Source organism: Streptomyces sp. NPDC005722, assembly GCF_040630935.1.
Lineage (GTDB): Bacteria > Actinomycetota > Actinomycetes > Streptomycetales > Streptomycetaceae > Actinacidiphila.
The window spans coordinates 54,220-71,703 of sequence record NZ_JBEXYN010000023.1 but is presented as its reverse complement, the minus strand read 5'-3'; the positions used below and the strand labels follow the sequence as shown (position 1 = coordinate 71,703).

The following is a 17,484-nucleotide window of genomic DNA, read 5'->3' as shown; positions in this document are numbered from 1 at the left end:
CGGGTTCGTCAGTCCCGGGCGCTCTCGGCCGCCGGCTTGCGGCGGGTCTTGCGGATCACGAGGAATCCGGCGGCGAACAGCAGCACCGAACCGCCCGCGAGGTACGGGGTCATGGAGCTGCTGCCGGTCTCGGCGAGGTCACCGGTGGCCGCGGGAGCGGCCTGCGGCGACTGGTCGCCGCGCGCGGATTCCGAGGGCGCGGTCGACGGCGTGGGCTGCGCGGACTGCGAGGGCTGCTCGGACTCGCCGCCGGTCTGCGGCTCCTCGCCGCTGCCGTCGCCGCCGTCGTCGCCGCCGTCACCGTTTCCGCCGTTGCCGCCGTTGCCGCCACCGTGGTGGCCACCGCCACCGCCGTGCCCGCCACCGCCGTGCCCGCCACCGTCGTGGCCGCCGCGGCGGGGCGTCTCGCAGGTGGCCCCCGCGAGGGTGACGGTGCCGCTCACCTCGGCGACGCCGAGCTTGAGCGGGTTCACCTCCACCGACAGTTCCAGGGCGGTGGCGGCGGCGCCGCGCGAGGTGACGGTCCGCTCGGCGAGGTCGAGGCGGACCTCGCCCACGCCGGGCACCTTCACCTGCGTCGTACCGCCGGCCGAGACGGCGACCCGCTTGCCGAGGACGACGACGTGGCCGGGCATCTCGACCTCGGCGACCGGCTTCCGGCCGGCCACGCACGTGGCGCGCGCGGAGATCACGTCGGCCTTGATGAGCCCGAGGAGCGGCAGTCCCGGCAGGTTGACGCGGGCCTTGACGAGCTTGGCGTAGCCCTCCGCCTTGTGGCGGTCGGCGGTGGCCCGGGCGGTGGCGGCGTCGGCGCGCAGGACGCTGAACGGCTTGCCGTGGTCGACCCCGTCGAGGGTGGCGGTGAGCGCGGTCTCGTCGGCGCGGGCCGGTGCGTGGACCTCGTTGAGCGTCAGGTTCAGCGGCACGTCGACGGACTTGCGCAGGAGCGAGACCTCCAGGCCGGTCCGCAGGACGACCGCACCGGCCTTGCCGGACGAGCCGTGGGTCCCCCCGGTCGCGGCGGCCGGGGTCGCGGGCCCCAGCGCGAGGGCGCCCGCCGCCAGCGCGACGGCGGCGCCCAGCGCGGCGGCGGGACGGCGCGCGGGCATGCTGAAGGGAGAGCTGGACACAGTGGAAAACCCCCAAATGGTCATGGAGTCGCCACGGCGCCGCTGAAGGGGACAGCGCGCTCGCCGGGCGACCTCGACCCCGTAATGATTTACGTACGGAGAGTGAACCGGCACCCGCCTGGGCCCGGTTCACTCCAAAGGGTGGTTTTCGTCCCCGTATTCGAAACCTGCGGCACATGCGTTCCCGTGCGTCACACCTGCGATCGCGTGTATTCGAGCAACTTGGCGAAGTCGAGGGCGCCGGGGTCCCCGTGGGAGTTCTCCGGCACGTGCTGGTGGCCGCAGACCCCCCGGAAGGCGTTCCACTCCCGTCCGGTCATCCGCTGGCCGCCCGCGTTCCCGTACGAGCGGGGGTACGGCAGCCAGAGCTTCGGCCCCTTCAGCGGCACGCCGTGGTGGGTGTGCATCCAGGCCAGGAACTCGGCGAGTTCGCGCAGCGCCCACTGCGGGGCCTTGGGCCAGTAGAGGTGCCGGGCGGCGGTGCCCCAGTCCTCGTGCCGGTCGGGGTCGCAGGTGCCCACCAGCTCCACCTGGCACACGTTGAGGGTGTTGGTCTCCACCCCGCCGGCCCGGTTGACCAGGGCGCGCGAGGAGATGTCGATGTCGAAGTGCTGGTACCAGACCAGCTTCTCGTCCTCGAAGTCGGGTTTCGCCGTCAGGTTGGGCGCGCTGCTCCCGCCCCCGTACGTCGGCACGCTGCGGCCCTCGGTGGTGTGCAGCACGACGGCGTTGACCTCCATCGCGTCGCCGCCGTAGTCGTCCTGGTACCAGTACCTGCGCGAGGCCCCCGGGTACTTCTGCGGTCCCTGCCTGGTCATGGTGCTCCCCGTCCCGTTGCGGTGTCGGCCCGTAGGACCGATCGCAGCACGACGGAAAGGGATGGATCGACTCTTCCCGCACAGGATCACCCGAATCGGTGCTCCGGGGTCATTCCGGGCGCATTGGTGGCGGCCCTCCGCTACGGTGGCTCCCCCGCGCCCGCCGGGTCACCCCACCACGCGACCGCGCAGCACGATGCGCCGGGGCGCGGTCAGCACGCGGACGTCGGCCCGGGGGTCCTCCGGGTAGACGACGAGGTCGGCGGAGGCCCCCTCGGTGAGGCCGTCGCGGCCGAGCCACTCACGGGCGGACCAGGTCGCGGCGGAGAGCGCGTCGAGCACGGGCAGGCCGGCGGTGACGAGTTCGGCGACCTCGCCGGCCACCAGCCCGTGGGCGAGGGAGCCGCCCGCGTCGGTGCCGGCGAAGATCCGCACGCCCGCCTCGTGGGCGGCGCGGACGGTGTCGTAGCGCCGGGCGTGCAGCCGGCGCATGTGGTCGGCCCAGCGCGGGAACCTGGCCTGGCCGCCGTCGGCGAGGTCCGGGAAGGTCGCGATGTTGACCAGCGTGGGGACGATGGCCACCCCGTGCTCCGCGAAGAGCGGGATGGTGTCCTCGGTGAGCCCGGTGGCGTGCTCGACGCAGTCGATCCCGGCCTCGACCAGGTCCCGCAGGGAGTCCTCCGCGAAGCAGTGGGCGGTGACGCGGGCGCCCTCCTCGTGGGCGGCGGCGATGGCGGCCTCGACGGCGCCGCGCGGCCAGCACGCGGTGAGGTCGCCGGCCTCGCGGTCGATCCAGTCGCCGACCAGCTTGACCCAGCCGTCGCCGAGGCGGGCCTCCCGGCGGACGTAGGCGACCAGGTCCTCGGGCTCGATCTCCCAGGCGTAGTTGCGGATGTAGCGGCGGGTGCGGGCGATGTGCCGGCCGGCCCTGATGATCCGCGGCAGGTCCTCGCGGTCGTCGATCCACCGGGTGTCGGAGGGCGAACCGGCGTCGCGGAGCAGCAGGGTGCCCGTGTCGCGGTCGGTGAGCGCCTGCTTCTCGGAGGTGCCCGGGTCGACCGGGCCGTGCTGGTCGAGGCCGACGTGGCAGTGGGCGTCCACCAGTCCGGGCAGCACCCAGCCCTCGACGGTGGTGACGTCGCGGAGGCCGGCGGGGCGCTCGTAGGTGACGCGTCCGCCGACCACCCAGAGCTCGTCCCGTACGTCCCGCGGCCCGGCCAGGATGCGGCCCTTGACGTGCAGTGCCTGCGGCGCCTCGCGATCAGCCATGTCTGCACTCTACGAGCCGCCGGTTACCCTCGGGCGGTACACCCCCCGCCGAAGGAAGCAGCGCCGCCGTGTCCCACCCCCTGCTCGACCTGCCCCCGCTGACCGCCGAACGCTTCGCCGCGATCGAGCGGAGAGTCGCCGCGCTGCTGCACACCGGGCAGGACGTCGTGATCATGCAGGGCGAGGCCCTGCTGCCGCTGGAGGGCTGCATCCGCGGTGGCGCGCGCCCGGGTTCGACGGCGCTGAACATCGTCACCGGGCCGTACGGCCAGACCTTCGGCAACTGGCTGCGGGACGCGGGCGCCACCGTGGTCGACCTGGAGGTGCCCTTCCACGCCGCCGTGGACCCGGGCGACGTCGCACGGGCGCTGTCCGGGCACCCGGAGACCGACTTCGTGTCGCTGGTGCACGCGGAGGCGGCCACCGGCAACACCAACCCGGTCGCGGAGATCGGCGAGGTGGTCCGGGCGCACGGCGCGCTGTTCATGGTCGACGCGGTCGCGTCGGTGGCGGCCGAGCCGCTGCTGGTGGACGCGTGGGGCGTGGACCTGTGCGTGATCGGCGCCCAGAAGGCGATGGGCGGGCCCGCGGGGGTGTCGGCGGTGTCCGTGAGCGAGCGCGCGTGGCGGCGCCTGGCGGACAACCCGGCCGCACCGCGCCGCTCCTACCTGTCGTTGCTGGACTGGAAGGAGCGCTGGATCGACGCCGGGCGCAGGGCGCTGCCGCACGCGCCCGCGCAGCTGGAGATGCTGGCGCTGGAGGCCTGCCTGGAGCTCATCGAGGAGGCCGGGCCCGGCGCGGTGGCCGCCCGGCACCGCGCCGCCGCGGCGGCGACCCGGGCCGGTGCGACCGCGCTGGGCGCCGCCGTTGAGCCGTACGTGTACCGGGACGAGGACGCCGCGCCGGTCGCGACGACGTTGCGCACCCTGGACGGCGTCGCGGCCGACGAACTGGTCGCCCGCGCCCTGGCGCTGGAGCCGGGGCTCCCGCTGGTCGCCGGGGGCGGGGCGCTCGCCAAGGAGATGGTCCGGGTCAACCACTACGGCCGGGACGCGGACCCGGCCGTGGTCGTCCGTACGCTGCACGCTCTGGCCGGCGCGCTGGGCACCGCCCCCGAGCCCGCCGTCGCGGCGGCGGAGGCCGCCCTGCGGGCCTGACGCCGCCGCGTCCCGAGGGCCGCCCGGACCGTCCTGAACAGTCCGGGCGGCCCTTTCCGTTTCGGCACCCGGAATTCCGCACGCCTTGACAGCGGGCAAATAGCGGGGAATTATCCGGCACATCGGCCGGGGTATTCCGCATTCAACTCCTGCCCCGGGAGAACGGCTTCAAACGCCAAGATTTCATCGACACGACGTGATGATTCCGAGGATGTGACCGAGCCCACAACCCCACCCTTTAGCCCGGAATTATCCGGACAGGACACCCCTTTCCGGCGGCCTCCGCGCGCCTGATATCAGTGGCGTCCGCACGTCACAAGGCCTGCGCGGCATGCAGTCGAGAATTCCGCCCGCTACGTTGTTTCCGCATGACCGCCGCCAGTGAATTGCTGCTCGACACCCCGAGAATCGAGGACGGCGCCGCACTGTGGCGCATTGCCCGGGATTCCCGGACCCTGGACCTGAACTCCCCGTACAGCTACCTCCTGTGGTGCCGGGACTTCGCCGGCACCTCCGTGGTGGCGCGTACCGAGCACGGCGAACCGATCGGCTTCGTGACCGGCTACGTCCGCCCGGAACGCCCCCGCACCCTCGTCGTCTGGCAGGTCGCCGTGGACGAGGCGCACCGCGGCCGGGGGCTCGCGGCCGCGATGCTCGACGACCTCGCGCAACGGGCCGCCGCGGCCGGCGTACGCGAGGTCCAGACCACGATCACCCCGGACAACGAGGCCTCGCACCGCCTGTTCACGTCCTTCGGCGCCCGCCACGGAGCACGGACCGAGCGCGAGGTGCTGTTCGACGCGGCGCTCTTCCCCGACGGCCACCAGCCCGAAGTCCTCTACCGCATCGGTCCCCTCGTCTGACCCCGCCGTCCCGCACGACTCCTCCTCCCCCACAGAAGGAATGCACGGTGACCCTCTCCCCGCCCGCCACGTCCGTCTTCGAGACCCTCGAGTCCGAGGTCCGCAGCTACTGCCGCGGCTGGCCCGCCGTCTTCGACCGCGCGCAGGGCAGCCGCCTGTTCGACGAGGACGGCCACGACTACCTCGACTTCTTCTCCGGCGCCGGCGCCCTCAACTACGGGCACAACAACCCCGTCCTCAAACGCGCCCTGCTGGACTACCTGGAGCGCGACGGCATCACGCACGGCCTCGACATGAGCACCACCGCCAAGCGCGCCTTCCTGGAACGCTTCCAGGACGTCGTGCTGCGCCCGCGCGGGCTGGACCACAAGGTGATGTTCCCCGGCCCCACCGGCACCAACGCCGTCGAGGCGGCGCTGAAACTGGCCCGCAAGGTCAAGGGCCGCGAGTCGGTCGTGTCCTTCACCAACGCCTTCCACGGCATGTCGCTGGGCTCGCTCGCGGTCACCGGCAACTCGATGAAGCGGGCCGGCGCCGGCATCCCCCTGGTGCACGGCACCCCGATGCCCTTCGACAACTACCTCGACGGCCGCGTCCCCGACTTCCTGTGGTTCGAACGGCTGCTGGAGGACCAGGGCTCCGGCCTCAACCAGCCCGCCGCCGTGATCGTCGAGACCATCCAGGGCGAGGGCGGCATCAACGTCGCCCGCCCCGAGTGGCTGCGCGGGCTCGCCGACCTGTGCCGGCGCCGCGACATGCTGCTGATCGTCGACGACATCCAGATGGGCTGCGGCCGCACCGGCCCGTTCTTCTCCTTCGAGGAGGCGGGCATCGTGCCGGACATCGTCACCCTCTCCAAGTCGATCGGCGGTTACGGCATGCCGATGGCGCTGACCCTCTTCCGGCCCGAACTCGACATCTGGGAGCCGGGCGAGCACAACGGCACCTTCCGCGGCCACAACCCCGCCTTCGTCACGGCCACCGCCGCCCTCGACACCTACTGGGCGGACGGCGGGAGCATGGAGAAGCAGACGCTGGCGCGCGGCGAGCAGACCGAGGCCGTGCTGCGCGAGATCCGCACCGAGCACGCGCGCTCCGGCACCCGCCACCGGGGCCGCGGCCTCGTGTGGGGCCTGGAGTTCACCGACCCCGGCCGGGCCTCCCGGGTGTGCGCCCGCGCCTTCGAACTGGGCCTGCTGCTGGAGACCTCCGGCCCGCGCGGCGAGGTCGTCAAGCTGCTGCCCGCCCTGACCATCACGCCCGAGGAACTGGACGAGGGGCTGCGCACCCTCGCCCGCTCCGTCCGCGAGACCGCCTGAAGAAAGGAACCGTCCCACCGTGATCGTGCGATCCCTGAAGGACATCGAGGGCACCGCCCGCGACGTCACCGCCGAGACCGGCACCTGGCGCAGCAAGCGCATCGTCCTGGCCGACGACCGCGTGGGCTTCTCGCTGCACGAGACCGTGATGTACGCCGGGACCGAGACCTCCATGTGGTACGCCCACCACGTCGAGGCGGTGCTGTGCGTCGAGGGCGAGGGCGAACTCACCGACGACGAGACCGGCGAGAAGTACCGGATCTCCCCCGGCACCCTCTACCTGCTCGACGGCCACGAACGGCACACCGTGCGCCCCGAGACCGACCTGCGCTTCGTCTGCGTCTTCAACCCGCCCGTCACCGGGCGCGAGGTGCACGACGAGAACGGCGTCTACCCCCTGCTCACCGAGGGAGCGTGACCACGATGACCACCGCGACGACGCACGACCCCAGGACCGACCTCTACCCCACCCGCGGCACGGCCGAGGTGCTGACCCCGCGCCAGGACCCGGTCGTCTGGGGCGCACCCGGCACGTCCGGCCCGCTCCAGCCGTCCGAACTGGGCGACTTCGACCGCGACGGCTTCCTCCCCGTGGACGCGATCATCGGGCCCGAGGACGTGGCCCGCTACCGCGCCGAACTGGAGCGGCTGTGCGCCGACCCGGCCGTACGCGCGGACGAACGGTCCATCGTGGAGGCGAAGTCCCAGGACATCCGCTCGGTCTTCGAGGTGCACAAGATCAGCCCGGTCTTCGCCGAGCTGGTCCGCGACCCCCGGGTCGTCGGCCGCGCCCGGCAGATCCTCGGCTCGGACGTCTACGTCCACCAGAGCCGGATCAACGTCAAGCCGGGCTTCGGCGCCTCCGGCTTCTACTGGCACTCCGACTTCGAGACCTGGCACGCCGAGGACGGGATGCCCCGCATGCGCGCGGTCTCGGTCTCGATCGCGCTGACCGAGAACCACGCCACCAACGGCGGCCTGATGATCATGCCGGGCTCGCACCGGACGTTCCTCGGCTGCGCGGGCGCGACACCGGAGGACAACTACAAGAAGTCCCTCCAGATGCAGGACGCGGGGACGCCCTCCGACGCGGCCCTCACCGAACTGGCGGGCCGGCACGGGATCCGGCTCTTCACCGGGCCGCCCGGGTCCGCGGTGTGGTTCGACTGCAACGCCATGCACGGCTCCGGGGACAACATCACCCCGTATCCGCGGAGCAACGTGTTCATCGTCTTCAACAGCGTGGAGAACGCGGCGCGAGAGCCGTTCGCGGCGCCCGTCCGCCGTCCGGAGTTCATCGGGGCACGGGACTTCACCCCCGTGCCCTGACCCTCCGGGACGCCCGCCGTTGTCTGCGGCGCCGTTGTGGTTTCTGTTGGGTTTCTCCCCCACCCTCCCGCCCTCCCCCAGCCTTCGGCCGGGGGTGCCCCCAACTCCCCCACCCCCTCCGCCGGTTCAGCGACCAACGGCCGGTGGGTGGTCACAAGGCAGCCCGGGGACACCGCACCTGTCCGACGCACCCCCAACGGGACACCCTGCGTCCGCACAACAGGAAGGGGCGTGGGGGAGGTGCTCCCCTGGCCGAAGGCCAGGGGAGGGCGAGCGGCGGACCCGGTGCCGAATGATGCGGGCTCGAACCGCGGGGGTCAGCAAGCGGTCCGGGGGAACCCCGGACTGCCTCCACACCCCCACCGGCCGTTGTGCGCCCATACGACGGGAGGGGGTGTGTCGGGGTGCGCCCGGAAACGACGAGCGGTTAAGTGCGGCGCCCAAGGATGTGGACGCAAACCGCGAGCGTTGAGGACGTGCGCCGGCGCGGCCCCGACCCCACAACGAGGTGCGGGACCCGCACCAATCGCGCCGGGCAATCGGGCGGGAGGGTGGGGGAGAAACCCAACAGCAACCACAACGGCGCCGCACACAACCACCGGGCCGCACACAACTCACCCGGCGCAGGAGGCGTAAGCCTCACACTTCGCGCCGCCCATCGACCCGCCGCGGCACCCCCAACGGGTTCCCGTCGCGCAGCTCCGCCGGCAGCACCCCCTCGGGCGCGTCCTGGTACACGACCGGCCGCAGCCACCGCTCGATCGCCGTCCCGCCCACCGAGGTGGACGTCGACGTCGTGGCCGGGTACGGGCCGCCGTGGTGCATGGCCGGGGCCACCGCGACCCCGGTGGGCCAGCCGTTCACCACGACGCGCCCCGCCAGCGGCGTGAGCCGGCGCAGCAGTTCCGCGCCGGAGCCGTCGCCGCCGGACGCCTCGGCCTCGCTCAGGTGCGCCGTCGCCGTGAGGTTCCCGGGGAGCCGTCCGAGCACCCCCTCGACCTCCTCCTCGCTGCCGTACCGCGCGACGACCGTCACCGGCCCGAAGTGCTCCTCCAGCAGCGCGTCGTGCTCACCGTCCTCCGCGAGCCGGGCGGCCGGGACGGAGACGAAGCCGGCGCGCACCAGGTGCTCGCCGCCGTCGCCGGGCTCGACCGGCGCCTCCACCTCCGGGAGCGCCGTCAGTTCGCGCACGCCCGCGATGAAGTTGTCCCGCATGCGGGCGTCGAGCAGCGTGCCGGGGGCGACGTCGCCCACCGCGGCGGCCAGTGACTTGAGGAGGCGGTCGCCGGCCTCCCCCGCCGGGGCCAGCACGAGGCCGGGCTTGACGCAGAACTGGCCGACGCCGAGCGTCACGGACCCGGCAAGTCCGGCGCCGATCTGCTCGGCGCGCTCCTCCGCGGCGGCCCGCGTGATGACCACCGGGTTGAGGCTGCCGAGTTCGCCGTGGAACGGGATCGGCACCGGACGTGCCGCGGCGGCGTCGAAGAGGGCGCGGCCGCCCCGCACGGAGCCGGTGAAGCCGGCGGCGGAGACCAGCGGGTGCTTGATGAGGTCGATGCCGGCCTGGAAGCCGTGGACCACCGAGACGACGTCGGCGGGCAGCCCGACCTCGACGGCCGCACGGCGCAGCGCGTCCGCGCACAGCTCGCTCGTCGCGGGGTGGTCGGGGTGGGCCTTGACGACGACGGGGCAGCCGGCCGCGAGGGCGCTGGCTGTGTCGCCGCCCGGCACGGAGAAGGCGAGCGGGAAGTTGCTGGCGGAGTAGACGGCCACGACGCCGAGCGGGATCTTGTAGCGCCGCAGGTCGGGCCGGGGCGGGGCGAGCGTCGCGTCGGCGTGGTCGATGATGACGTCGAGGAAGGCGCCCTCCTCGACGATCTCGGCGAAGGCCCGCAGCTGGTAGGCGGTGCGGCCGAGTTCACCGGTGAGGCGGGCCGGCCCGAGGGCGGTCTCGGCGTCGGCGGCCTCCAGGATGCGGGGGCCGGCCTCCTCCAGGAAGTCGGCCGCGGTACGCAGCAGACGGACCCGCACCTCGCGGTCGGCCAGTGCCGGGAGGGCCGCGGCGGCAACGCGTACCGCGGCGTCGACCTCCTCGGCGGTGGCTTCCACGGCGACCTGCTCCCGCTGCTTCCCGGTTCGGGGATCGACGCTCCACACTGGTACGGCCACCGCGGGTACCTCCAGGCCTTCCGTTCGATATGCTGAACAGCATCCGCAACTGTGAATCTGTTCGGGAGCCTACTTGCGCGGGTCCCGGCCGAACAAGAGGGGTCCACTCCAGATGGCTGCAGGTGAGGGCGGGGCGCAGGTCAAATCCGCGGTGCGGACGGTGGAGCTGCTGGAGTTCTTCGCCGGGCAGCCCGGCATGCACAGCCTGGCCGCCGTGCAGGAGGCCGTCGGCTACCCCAAGTCCAGCCTGTACATGCTGCTGCGCACGCTCGTCGAGCTGGGCTGGATCGAGACCGACGCCACCGGCACACGCTACGGCATCGGCGTGCGCGCCCTGCTGGTGGGCACCTCGTACATCGACGGCGACGAGGTCGTGGCCGCGGCCCGCCCGACCCTGGACCGGCTCTCGGACGACACCAGCGAGACGATCCACCTGGCCCGGCTGGACGGCACCAGCGTCGTGTACCTGGCGACCCGTCAGTCCTCGCACTACCTGCGGCCGTTCACCCGGGTCGGGCGCCGGCTGCCGGCCCACTCCACCTCGCTCGGCAAGGCCCTGCTCGCCACGTACACCGACGAGCAGGTCCGCAAGCTGCTGCCGGAGACGCTGGAACCGCTCACCGAGCACACCCACACCGACCGCGAGAAGCTGATCGAGGAGCTGCACCAGATCCGCGAGCAGGGCTACGCCGTCGACCGCGAGGAGAACACGCTCGGCCTGCGCTGCTTCGGGGTGACCATCCCCTACCGCACGCCCGCCCGTGACGCGATCAGCTGCTCGGTGCCGGTGGCCCGGCTGACCCCGGCCCACGAGCAGCTGATCAAGGACGCCCTCTTCGACGCGCGCGACCGCCTCACCCTGGCGACCCGGCGTCTGTGACCGTCCCGGTCAGGACTCCTCGCGCAGCACCCGTACGGCGCCCGGCGGCACGCTGAGCCGCCCGATGACCCGCTCCCCGGTGAGCAGTTCCCTGCCGGGCACGTCGAGGGGCACCTTCGCCTCGGCCCCGGTGTGGTTGATCACGAAGAGGTACGTGCCCTGCTCGCCCGCGCGGCGGACGACCTCGACGTCCCGCGGCAGTTCGGCCCGCTCCGGCAGTCCCGCGTCCTCCGCGGCGGCGGCCAGGACCGCGTTCAGTCCCGTGGGGCCGAGCCGGGTCGAGACGTACCAGGCCGTGCCGTCGCCCAGGGCGTGCCGGGTGACGGCGGGGCGGCCCGCGGCGGGTCCGTCGGCGTACGTCCAGACCGGTTCGGCGCCGCGGGGCACGACGACCTCGGTCCACAGGTCGCCGGTGAGCGCGGGGCCCTCGAGGCCGATGGGGCCTCCGGGGCCTTCGAGCCGGACCCTCTCCCCGTCGAGCAGGGGCGCGAACTCCTCGACCGTCAGGCCGAGCACGTCCCGCAGGGCCCCGGGCACCGGGCCCGGGTGGACGGTGTCGTGCTCGTCGACGACGCCGGAGAAGTAGGAGACCAGCAGCGTGCCGCCGCCCTCGACGTAGGCGCGCAGGTTCCGCCCGGCGGCCTCGGTGGTGAGGTAGAGCGCGGGGACGACGACAAGGGGATAGGCCGACAAGTCGGCATCGGGCCGGGCGAAGTCGACGGTCAGGTGCCGGTCGAACAGGGCCTCGTAGAAGCCGTCGGCGCGTTCGCGCGCGTCGTGGTCCTGGCTGGGCCGCCACTCCAGCTTCTGCGCCCACCAGGACTGCCAGTCCCACAGCACCGCGGCGTCCGCGACGGTCCGGGTGCCGGCAACCTCGGCGAGGGCGGCGACGTCGGCGCCCAGCCGGACGACCTCGCGCCAGACACGGCTGTCGGTGCCGGCGTGCGGCAGCATCGCGGAGTGGAACTTCTCGGCGCCGTAGCGGGACTGCCGCCACTGGAAGAACAGGGCGCCCTCGGAGCCGCGGGCCACGTGGGCGAGGCTGTTGCGGGCCATCTGGCCGGGTGCCTTGGCGGGGTTGCGGCGCTGCCAGTTGACACCGCTGGTGGAGTGCTCCAGCAGCAGCCAGGGGGCGCCGCCGGCGACGGAGCGCGTGAGGTCGGCGGCCATCGCCAGGTTGACGTGGGTGCGGCGGCCGTCGGTGATCAGGTAGTGGTCGTTGGTGACCAGGTCGACCTCGCGGCCCCAGGCCCAGTAGTCCATGGAGTCGCACTGGCTGAGCGCGGTCATGAAGTTGGTGGTGACGGGGACGCCCGGTGACAGCCGGTGCAGGATGTCGCGCTCGGCGGTGAAGTTGCCGCGGACGGTCTCGTCGGTGAAGCGGGCGTAGTCGAGCTGCTGGGCCGGGTTGGCGACGGTGGGGGTCAGCCGGGGGGCGTCGACGTGCGCCCAGTCGCCGTAGGCCTGGCCCCAGAAGGCGGTGCCCCAGGCGGTGTTGAGGGCGTCGAGGGTGCCGTAGCGGGCCCGCAGCCACTGCCGGAACTCCGCTGCGGACGCCTCGCAGTAGCAGGCGCCGACGGGCACGCCGTACTCGTTGTGGACGTGCCACAGGGCGAGCGCGGGATGCCGGCCGTAGCGCTCGGCCAGCCGCTCGGTGATCCCGGCGGCGGCCGCACGGTAGGCGGCGGAGCTGTGGCAGATGGCGCCGCGCGAGCCGAAGCCGTAGCGGACGCCCTCGCGGCTGACCGGCAGCGCCTCGGGATGGGCCGCGTAGAACCAGGCAGGCGGTACGACGGTGGGGGTGCCGAGGTCGGCGTGGATGCCGTGCTCGTGCAGCAGGTCCAGCAGCCGGTCGAGCCAGCCGAAGTCGTAACGGCCGGGCTCGGGCTCCAGCTTCGACCAGGCGAAGATGCCGACGCTGACCATGGTCACACCGGCCTCGCGCATCAGCCGGACGTCCTCCTGCCAGACCTCCTCGGGCCACTGCTCGGGGTTGTAGTCGCCGCCGTAGGCGAGGCGCGCCATGGGATCTCCTGGGTCAACTCTGGGAACGTGCACAGCTGCCCGAGGGGCGGCTCGGCCAAGGTAACCGCAGGGCCACAAGCATTGACAAGTGTCGGAGATGTTTCTCTACTGTGAACGCTCACAGCGCCCCGCACACCCTCGTCAGGGGAGGAACCCATGAACAAGCGCCTCGTCGCCGCCTTCGCGGCGGCCGCGCTCTCCACCACGCTGTCGGCCGGCTGCGGTTCGTCGGACGACGGCGGGGACGGAGGCAAGGCGGAGTCCGGACCGGTCAGCCTCACCTACTGGGCCTGGGCTCCGGGCCTGGACAAGGTCGCGGAGGTCTGGAACGCGGGCCCCGGCAAGGAGGCCGGGATCACGGTCACGGTGAAGAAGCAGGCGTCGGGCGACGACCTGGTCACCAAGATCATCACCGCGTCGAAGGCGCACAAGGCCCCCGACCTCGTGCAGGCCGAGTTCCAGGCCCTCCCCACCCTGGTGAGCAACGACGTCCTGGCCGACATATCCGGGCAGGCGGGCGACGCGAAGAAGGACTTCGCCGACGGTGTGTGGCAGCAGGTGACCCTCGGCTCGGACGCGGTGTACGCGATCCCGCAGGACACCGGGCCGCTGATGTTCTACTACCGCCAGGACCTGTTCACGAAGTACGGCCTGAGCGTGCCCACGACGTGGGACGAGTTCGCGCGGACGGCCCGCGCCCTGAAGAAGAAGGACGCCACGAAGTCGCTGACCACCTTCTCGGCGACCGACCCCGGCCTGTTCGCCGGCCTGTCGCAGCAGGCGGGCGCGAAGTGGTGGACCACCAGCGGGGACACGTGGGACGTCGCCATCGACGACGCCGCGTCCACCAAGGTCGCCGACTTCTGGGGCGGCCTGGTGAAGGAGGGCGTCATCGACAACCAGCCGATGTACACCCCCGCCTGGAACAAGGCGCTCAACACCGGCACCCAGATCGCCTGGGTCAGCGCCGTCTGGGCACCGGGCGTGCTGACGACGGCCGCGCCCGACACCAAGGGCAAGTGGGCCATGGCACCGCTGCCGCAGTGGAACGCGGGCGAGGCCCTCACCGGCAGCTGGGGCGGTTCCACGACCGGCGTGAGCAACGACTCCCGGCACAAGGACGCGGCGGTGAAGTTCGCGACCTGGCTCAACACCGACCCGGAAGCCGTGACGGCCCTGGTGAAGAACGGCGGCATCTACCCGGCGGCCACCGCCGCGCAGAGCGGGGACGCGCTCGCGCAGGCGCCGGAGTTCTTCTCCAACCAGCCGGACTTCTACACCAGGGCCGCCGAGATCGCGAAGACCACCGCCCCCGGCGCCTGGGGCCCGAACGTGAACGTCGCCTACAGCGCGTTCAAGGACGCCTTCGGCAAGGCGGCACAGGACAAGGCCGGCTTCGGCCCGGCGCTGGGCGCGGTGCAGTCGGCGACGGTCGCCGACATGAAGAAGCAGGGCTTCTCCGTCGCGGAGTGACGCGCGGCAGCCCCTCGATGCCGACCGGGGGCACCACGCGCCCCCGGTCCCCCGCTCGCCCGGTGCTCCACCCGCCGCCCGCCAACTGCCTTCCGTCGCCCGCCAACTAGTCGCCCGCCGCCCGAAACGAGCCGCCCATGCCGCCCACGCCCGCCGCCCGGCGCACCCGACGCCTCGCCCCCTACGGCTTCCTCCTCCCCGCCCTCGTCCTGTTCGCCGCGACCTTCGCGCTCCCCATCGGCTACGCCGTCTACCTGAGCTTCCGCAAGATCGAGGTCAAGGGCCTGGGCCTGGGCCGGGGCGCACGCGGCGAGGCCTGGGCGGGGCTGTCCAACTACACCTCCGTCCTGTCCGACGCCGAACTCCTGCACGGCGCCGCCCGCATCCTCGGCTACGGCGCCGTCGTGGTGCCGGTGATGCTGGGCCTCGCCCTGCTGTTCGCGCTGATGCTGGACGCGCAGCGGACCCGTCTGCGCGGCTTCTCCCGGCTGGCGATCTTCCTGCCGTACGCCGTGCCCGGAGTGGTCGCGGCCCTGCTGTGGGGCTTCCTCTACCTGCCCTCGCTCAGCCCGCTCCACTACGCGCTGGGCGCGATGGGCCTGCCCGAGCCGGACCTGCTGACCGGTGGCGCGCTGTTCGGCGCCCTGGCGAACGTCGCCGTGTGGGGCGGCACGGGCTTCAACATGATCGTGATCTACACGTCGCTGCGGGCGGTGCCCGCCGAGATCTACGAGGCCGCGCGCATCGACGGCTGCTCGGAACTGCAGATCGCGCTGCGGGTCAAGATCCCCACGGTGGCGCCGGCGCTCGTGCTGACTTTCTTCTTCTCCATGATCGCGACCTTCCAGGTCTTCGGCGAGCCGATGACCCTGAAGGGGATGACCAACTCCATCTCCACGACCTGGAGCCCGCTGATGAAGGTCTACCAGGACGCCTTCGTCCGCGGCGACCTCCATTCGGCGGCCGCGACCTCGGTGGTCATCGCCCTCGTCACCCTCGTCCTGTCCTTCGGCTTCCTGCGGGCGGCCAACTCCCGTACCCGGCAGGGAGCCTCCTGATGAGCGTCACGGCAACCCCCCTCGACCGGCGGGCCGCCGCCACCACCGCGGCCCGCGCCACCGCACCGCGGCGGCGCCGCGGCGCCGGTCTCGTCCCGACCGTCGTACTGCTGCTCGGCGCGGCCTACTGCCTGCTCCCGGTGGCGTGGGTGCTGGTCGCGTCGACGAAGAGCAGCCGCGAACTGTTCGCGACGTTCACCTTCCTGCCCGGCACCGGCCTGGCCGGCAACGTCTCCGCGCTCACGGCGTACCGCGACGGCGTCTACTGGCGGTGGATGCTCAACTCCCTCTTCTACGCTGGCTTCGGCGCGCTGCTGTCGACGGCGGTGTCCGCGGTGAGCGGCTACGCGCTCGCGAAGTACCGCTTCCGGGGCCGCGAGGCGATCTTCAACGTCCTGCTGACCGGGGTGCTGATGCCGCCGGTCATCCTGGCGATCCCGCAGTACCTGCTGATGGCCAAGGCGGGTCTGGCCGACAGCTACCTGTCGGTGCTGCTGCCGAGCGTCCTGGCGCCGTACGGCATCTACCTGGCGCGGATCTACGCCTCCGCGGCCGTGCCGGACGAGGTGGTGGAGGCGGCCCGGGTGGACGGGGCGCGCGAGTGGCGGATCTTCCGGACGATCGCGCTGCCGGTGATGCTGCCCGGACTGGTGACCGTCTTCCTCTTCCAGTTCGTGGCGATCTGGAACAACTTCCTGCTGCCGTTCATCATGCTGGGCGACGACGAGAAGTTCCCGGTGACGCTCGGCCTGTTCACCCTGCTCCAGCAGGGCGCCTCGGCGCCCGCCCTCTACACGCTGGTGATCACCGGTGCGATGCTGGCGATCATGCCGCTGATCGCACTGTTCCTGGTGATCCAGCGGTTCTGGAGCCTGGACCTGCTCTCCGGGGCCGTAAAGTCCTGAGGAGCCCCGAAGGAAGAACGGTATGAGCCGCACAGAACGACGCCGTCCCCCGACGATCCACGACGTGGCCCGCGAGGCGGGCGTGTCGCGGGGCACGGTGTCGCGCGTCCTCAACGGCGGGCACAACGTGAGCCCGGCCGCGATGGAGGCGGTCAACGCCGCCATCCGCCGTACCGGCTACGTGGTGAACCGGCACGCCCGCAGCCTGATCACCGGGCGGTCGGACTCGGTGGGCTTCCTGCTCACCGAACCGCAGGAGCGCTTCTTCGAGGACCCGAACTTCAACGTGCTGCTCAGCGGCTGCACCCAGGCGCTGGCCGCGCACGACATACCGCTGCTGCTGATGATCGCCGGCGACGAGCCCGAGCGGCGGCGGATAACCCGCTACATCACCGCCGGGCACGTCGACGGCGTGCTGCTGGTGTCCAGCCACTCGGGCAACCCGGTCGCCGAGCGGCTGGAGAAGGCCGGGGTGCCGGTCGTTGCCTGCGGTGAGCCGCTCGGGCAGGGCGGCCGGGTCGCGTACGTGGCGGCCGACGAGCGGGGCGGCGCGCACCGGATGGTGCGGCACCTCGTGGCCTCCGGACGGCGCAGGATCGCCATGATCACCGGCCCGCTGGACACCCCCGGCGGTGTGCAGCGCCTGGCGGGTTACCGCGAGGAGCTGGCCGCCTCGGGGCTGCCCGCCGACGGGACGCTGGTCGCCGAGGGCGACTACAGCCGGGCCAGCGGGGAGGCCGCGATGACCGCCCTGCTGGGCCGCTCCCCCGGCCTGGACGCGGTCTTCGTCGCCTCCGACCTGATGGCGCAGGGCGCGCTGGCGGCGCTGGAGCGGGCCGGGCGGCGGGTCCCGGAGGACGTCGCGGTCGGCGGCTTCGACGACTCCCCGGCGGCGCTGGCCACGCTGCCGCCGCTGACCACCATCCGCCAGCCCTGGGACCGGATCAGCGCCGAGATGGTGCGGCTGCTGCTCGCCCGCATCGCCGGGGACGAGCCGTCCGGGGTGATCCTCCCGACGGAGCTCGTGCGGCGGGAGTCGACCTGAACATCCCATAGGATCATGGGAGTTGGGGCGCCGAAGCCGTCGCC

General features: G+C 72.7%; 15 protein-coding genes. 10 read left to right on the top strand and 5 right to left on the bottom strand.

Going from position 1 to position 17,484, the window contains the following annotated elements:
• Positions 1 to 8: 8 nt before the first annotated feature.
• The 3 genes from ABZ479_RS24950 to ABZ479_RS24940 all read right to left on the bottom strand — a co-directional run bounded on the left by ABZ479_RS24950 (position 9) and on the right by ABZ479_RS24940 (position 3,217).
• Entirely contained in the window at positions 9 to 1,109 is a 1,101-nt protein-coding gene (locus ABZ479_RS24950) for an SCO1860 family LAETG-anchored protein (protein ID WP_500463679.1), read from the bottom strand.
• A 212-nt stretch (positions 1,110 to 1,321) separates the two neighbouring features.
• Entirely contained in the window at positions 1,322 to 1,948 is a 627-nt protein-coding gene (locus ABZ479_RS24945) for a hypothetical protein (RefSeq protein ID WP_500463627.1), read from the bottom strand.
• Between the two features lie 168 nt (positions 1,949 to 2,116).
• Positions 2,117 to 3,217 carry an amidohydrolase family protein gene (locus ABZ479_RS24940; protein ID WP_500463626.1) on the bottom strand — a complete coding sequence of 367 codons (1,101 nt, stop codon included), beginning with the start codon at positions 3,215 to 3,217 and terminating at the stop codon, positions 2,117 to 2,119.
• Positions 3,218 to 3,285: 68 nt separating this feature from the next.
• On the opposite strand from ABZ479_RS24940, the gene ABZ479_RS24935 reads away from it, so the two are divergent.
• From ABZ479_RS24935 to thpD, 5 genes are all read left to right on the top strand, one after another.
• Positions 3,286 to 4,374, top strand: a complete 1,089-nt coding sequence (locus tag ABZ479_RS24935) for a pyridoxal-phosphate-dependent aminotransferase family protein (RefSeq protein WP_500463625.1) — start codon at positions 3,286 to 3,288, stop codon at positions 4,372 to 4,374.
• 368 nt (positions 4,375 to 4,742) lie between these two features.
• Entirely contained in the window at positions 4,743 to 5,237 is a 495-nt protein-coding gene (gene ectA / locus ABZ479_RS24930; protein ID WP_500463624.1) for a diaminobutyrate acetyltransferase, read from the top strand.
• A gap of 47 nt (positions 5,238 to 5,284) precedes the next feature.
• The gene (gene ectB / locus ABZ479_RS24925; protein WP_500463623.1) at positions 5,285 to 6,556 is read left to right on the top strand and encodes a diaminobutyrate--2-oxoglutarate transaminase; all 1,272 of its coding nucleotides are present in this window, start codon (positions 5,285 to 5,287) and stop codon (positions 6,554 to 6,556) included.
• A 19-nt stretch (positions 6,557 to 6,575) separates the two neighbouring features.
• On the top strand, positions 6,576 to 6,974 hold the full coding sequence (locus ABZ479_RS24920; RefSeq protein WP_500463622.1) for an ectoine synthase: 399 nt from the start codon (positions 6,576 to 6,578) through the stop codon (positions 6,972 to 6,974).
• A 5-nt stretch (positions 6,975 to 6,979) separates the two neighbouring features.
• Complete coding sequence (thpD, locus tag ABZ479_RS24915; RefSeq protein WP_500463621.1) at positions 6,980 to 7,885, top strand: ectoine hydroxylase; 906 nt, start codon at positions 6,980 to 6,982, stop codon at positions 7,883 to 7,885.
• 639 nt (positions 7,886 to 8,524) lie between these two features.
• On the opposite strand, the gene ABZ479_RS24910 is transcribed toward thpD, so the two are convergent.
• A complete protein-coding gene (locus ABZ479_RS24910; protein WP_500463620.1) occupies positions 8,525 to 10,054 on the bottom strand; it encodes an aldehyde dehydrogenase (NADP(+)) in 1,530 nt (509 codons plus the stop codon).
• Positions 10,055 to 10,166: 112 nt separating this feature from the next.
• Between ABZ479_RS24910 and ABZ479_RS24905 the strand changes: the two genes are divergently transcribed.
• Complete coding sequence (locus tag ABZ479_RS24905; RefSeq protein WP_499606189.1) at positions 10,167 to 10,934, top strand: IclR family transcriptional regulator; 768 nt, start codon at positions 10,167 to 10,169, stop codon at positions 10,932 to 10,934.
• Positions 10,935 to 10,943: 9 nt separating this feature from the next.
• Here the strand turns inward: ABZ479_RS24905 and ABZ479_RS24900 are convergent, their stop codons facing one another.
• Positions 10,944 to 12,959 carry a beta-galactosidase gene (locus tag ABZ479_RS24900; RefSeq protein WP_500463619.1) on the bottom strand — a complete coding sequence of 672 codons (2,016 nt, stop codon included), beginning with the start codon at positions 12,957 to 12,959 and terminating at the stop codon, positions 10,944 to 10,946.
• 156 nt (positions 12,960 to 13,115) lie between these two features.
• On the opposite strand from ABZ479_RS24900, the gene ABZ479_RS24895 reads away from it, so the two are divergent.
• From ABZ479_RS24895 to ABZ479_RS24880, 4 genes are all read left to right on the top strand, one after another.
• Complete coding sequence (locus ABZ479_RS24895; protein WP_500463618.1) at positions 13,116 to 14,432, top strand: ABC transporter substrate-binding protein; 1,317 nt, start codon at positions 13,116 to 13,118, stop codon at positions 14,430 to 14,432.
• Positions 14,433 to 14,569: 137 nt separating this feature from the next.
• On the top strand, positions 14,570 to 15,490 hold the full coding sequence (locus ABZ479_RS24890) for a carbohydrate ABC transporter permease (protein ID WP_500463617.1): 921 nt from the start codon (positions 14,570 to 14,572) through the stop codon (positions 15,488 to 15,490).
• Positions 15,490 to 16,395 (top strand): carbohydrate ABC transporter permease, encoded by a 906-nt coding sequence (locus tag ABZ479_RS24885; RefSeq protein ID WP_500463616.1) that lies wholly within the window; start codon positions 15,490 to 15,492, stop codon positions 16,393 to 16,395. Before ABZ479_RS24890 ends, ABZ479_RS24885 begins: the two co-directional genes overlap by 1 nt.
• 22 nt (positions 16,396 to 16,417) lie before the next feature.
• Positions 16,418 to 17,440 (top strand): LacI family DNA-binding transcriptional regulator, encoded by a 1,023-nt coding sequence (locus ABZ479_RS24880; protein WP_500463615.1) that lies wholly within the window; start codon positions 16,418 to 16,420, stop codon positions 17,438 to 17,440.
• Positions 17,441 to 17,484 lie beyond the last annotated feature (44 nt).

Bases quoted from the DNA above. Each gene is read 5' to 3' on its own strand.
- ABZ479_RS24950 (WP_500463679.1), bottom strand. From the start codon at position 1,109: ATGCCCGCGCGCCGTCCCGCCGCCGCGCTGGGCGCCGCCGTCGCGCTG.
- ABZ479_RS24945 (WP_500463627.1), bottom strand. From the start codon at position 1,948: ATGACCAGGCAGGGACCGCAGAAGTACCCGGGGGCCTCGCGCAGGTAC.
- ABZ479_RS24940 (WP_500463626.1), bottom strand. From the start codon at position 3,217: ATGGCTGATCGCGAGGCGCCGCAGGCACTGCACGTCAAGGGCCGCATC.
- ectA (WP_500463624.1), top strand. From the start codon at position 4,743: ATGACCGCCGCCAGTGAATTGCTGCTCGACACCCCGAGAATCGAGGAC.
- thpD (WP_500463621.1), top strand. From the start codon at position 6,980: ATGACCACCGCGACGACGCACGACCCCAGGACCGACCTCTACCCCACC.
- ABZ479_RS24905 (WP_499606189.1), top strand. From the start codon at position 10,167: ATGGCTGCAGGTGAGGGCGGGGCGCAGGTCAAATCCGCGGTGCGGACG.
- ABZ479_RS24900 (WP_500463619.1), bottom strand. From the start codon at position 12,959: ATGGCGCGCCTCGCCTACGGCGGCGACTACAACCCCGAGCAGTGGCCC.
- ABZ479_RS24895 (WP_500463618.1), top strand. From the start codon at position 13,116: ATGAACAAGCGCCTCGTCGCCGCCTTCGCGGCGGCCGCGCTCTCCACC.
- ABZ479_RS24890 (WP_500463617.1), top strand. From the start codon at position 14,570: ATGCCGCCCACGCCCGCCGCCCGGCGCACCCGACGCCTCGCCCCCTAC.
- ABZ479_RS24885 (WP_500463616.1), top strand. From the start codon at position 15,490: ATGAGCGTCACGGCAACCCCCCTCGACCGGCGGGCCGCCGCCACCACC.
- ABZ479_RS24880 (WP_500463615.1), top strand. From the start codon at position 16,418: ATGAGCCGCACAGAACGACGCCGTCCCCCGACGATCCACGACGTGGCC.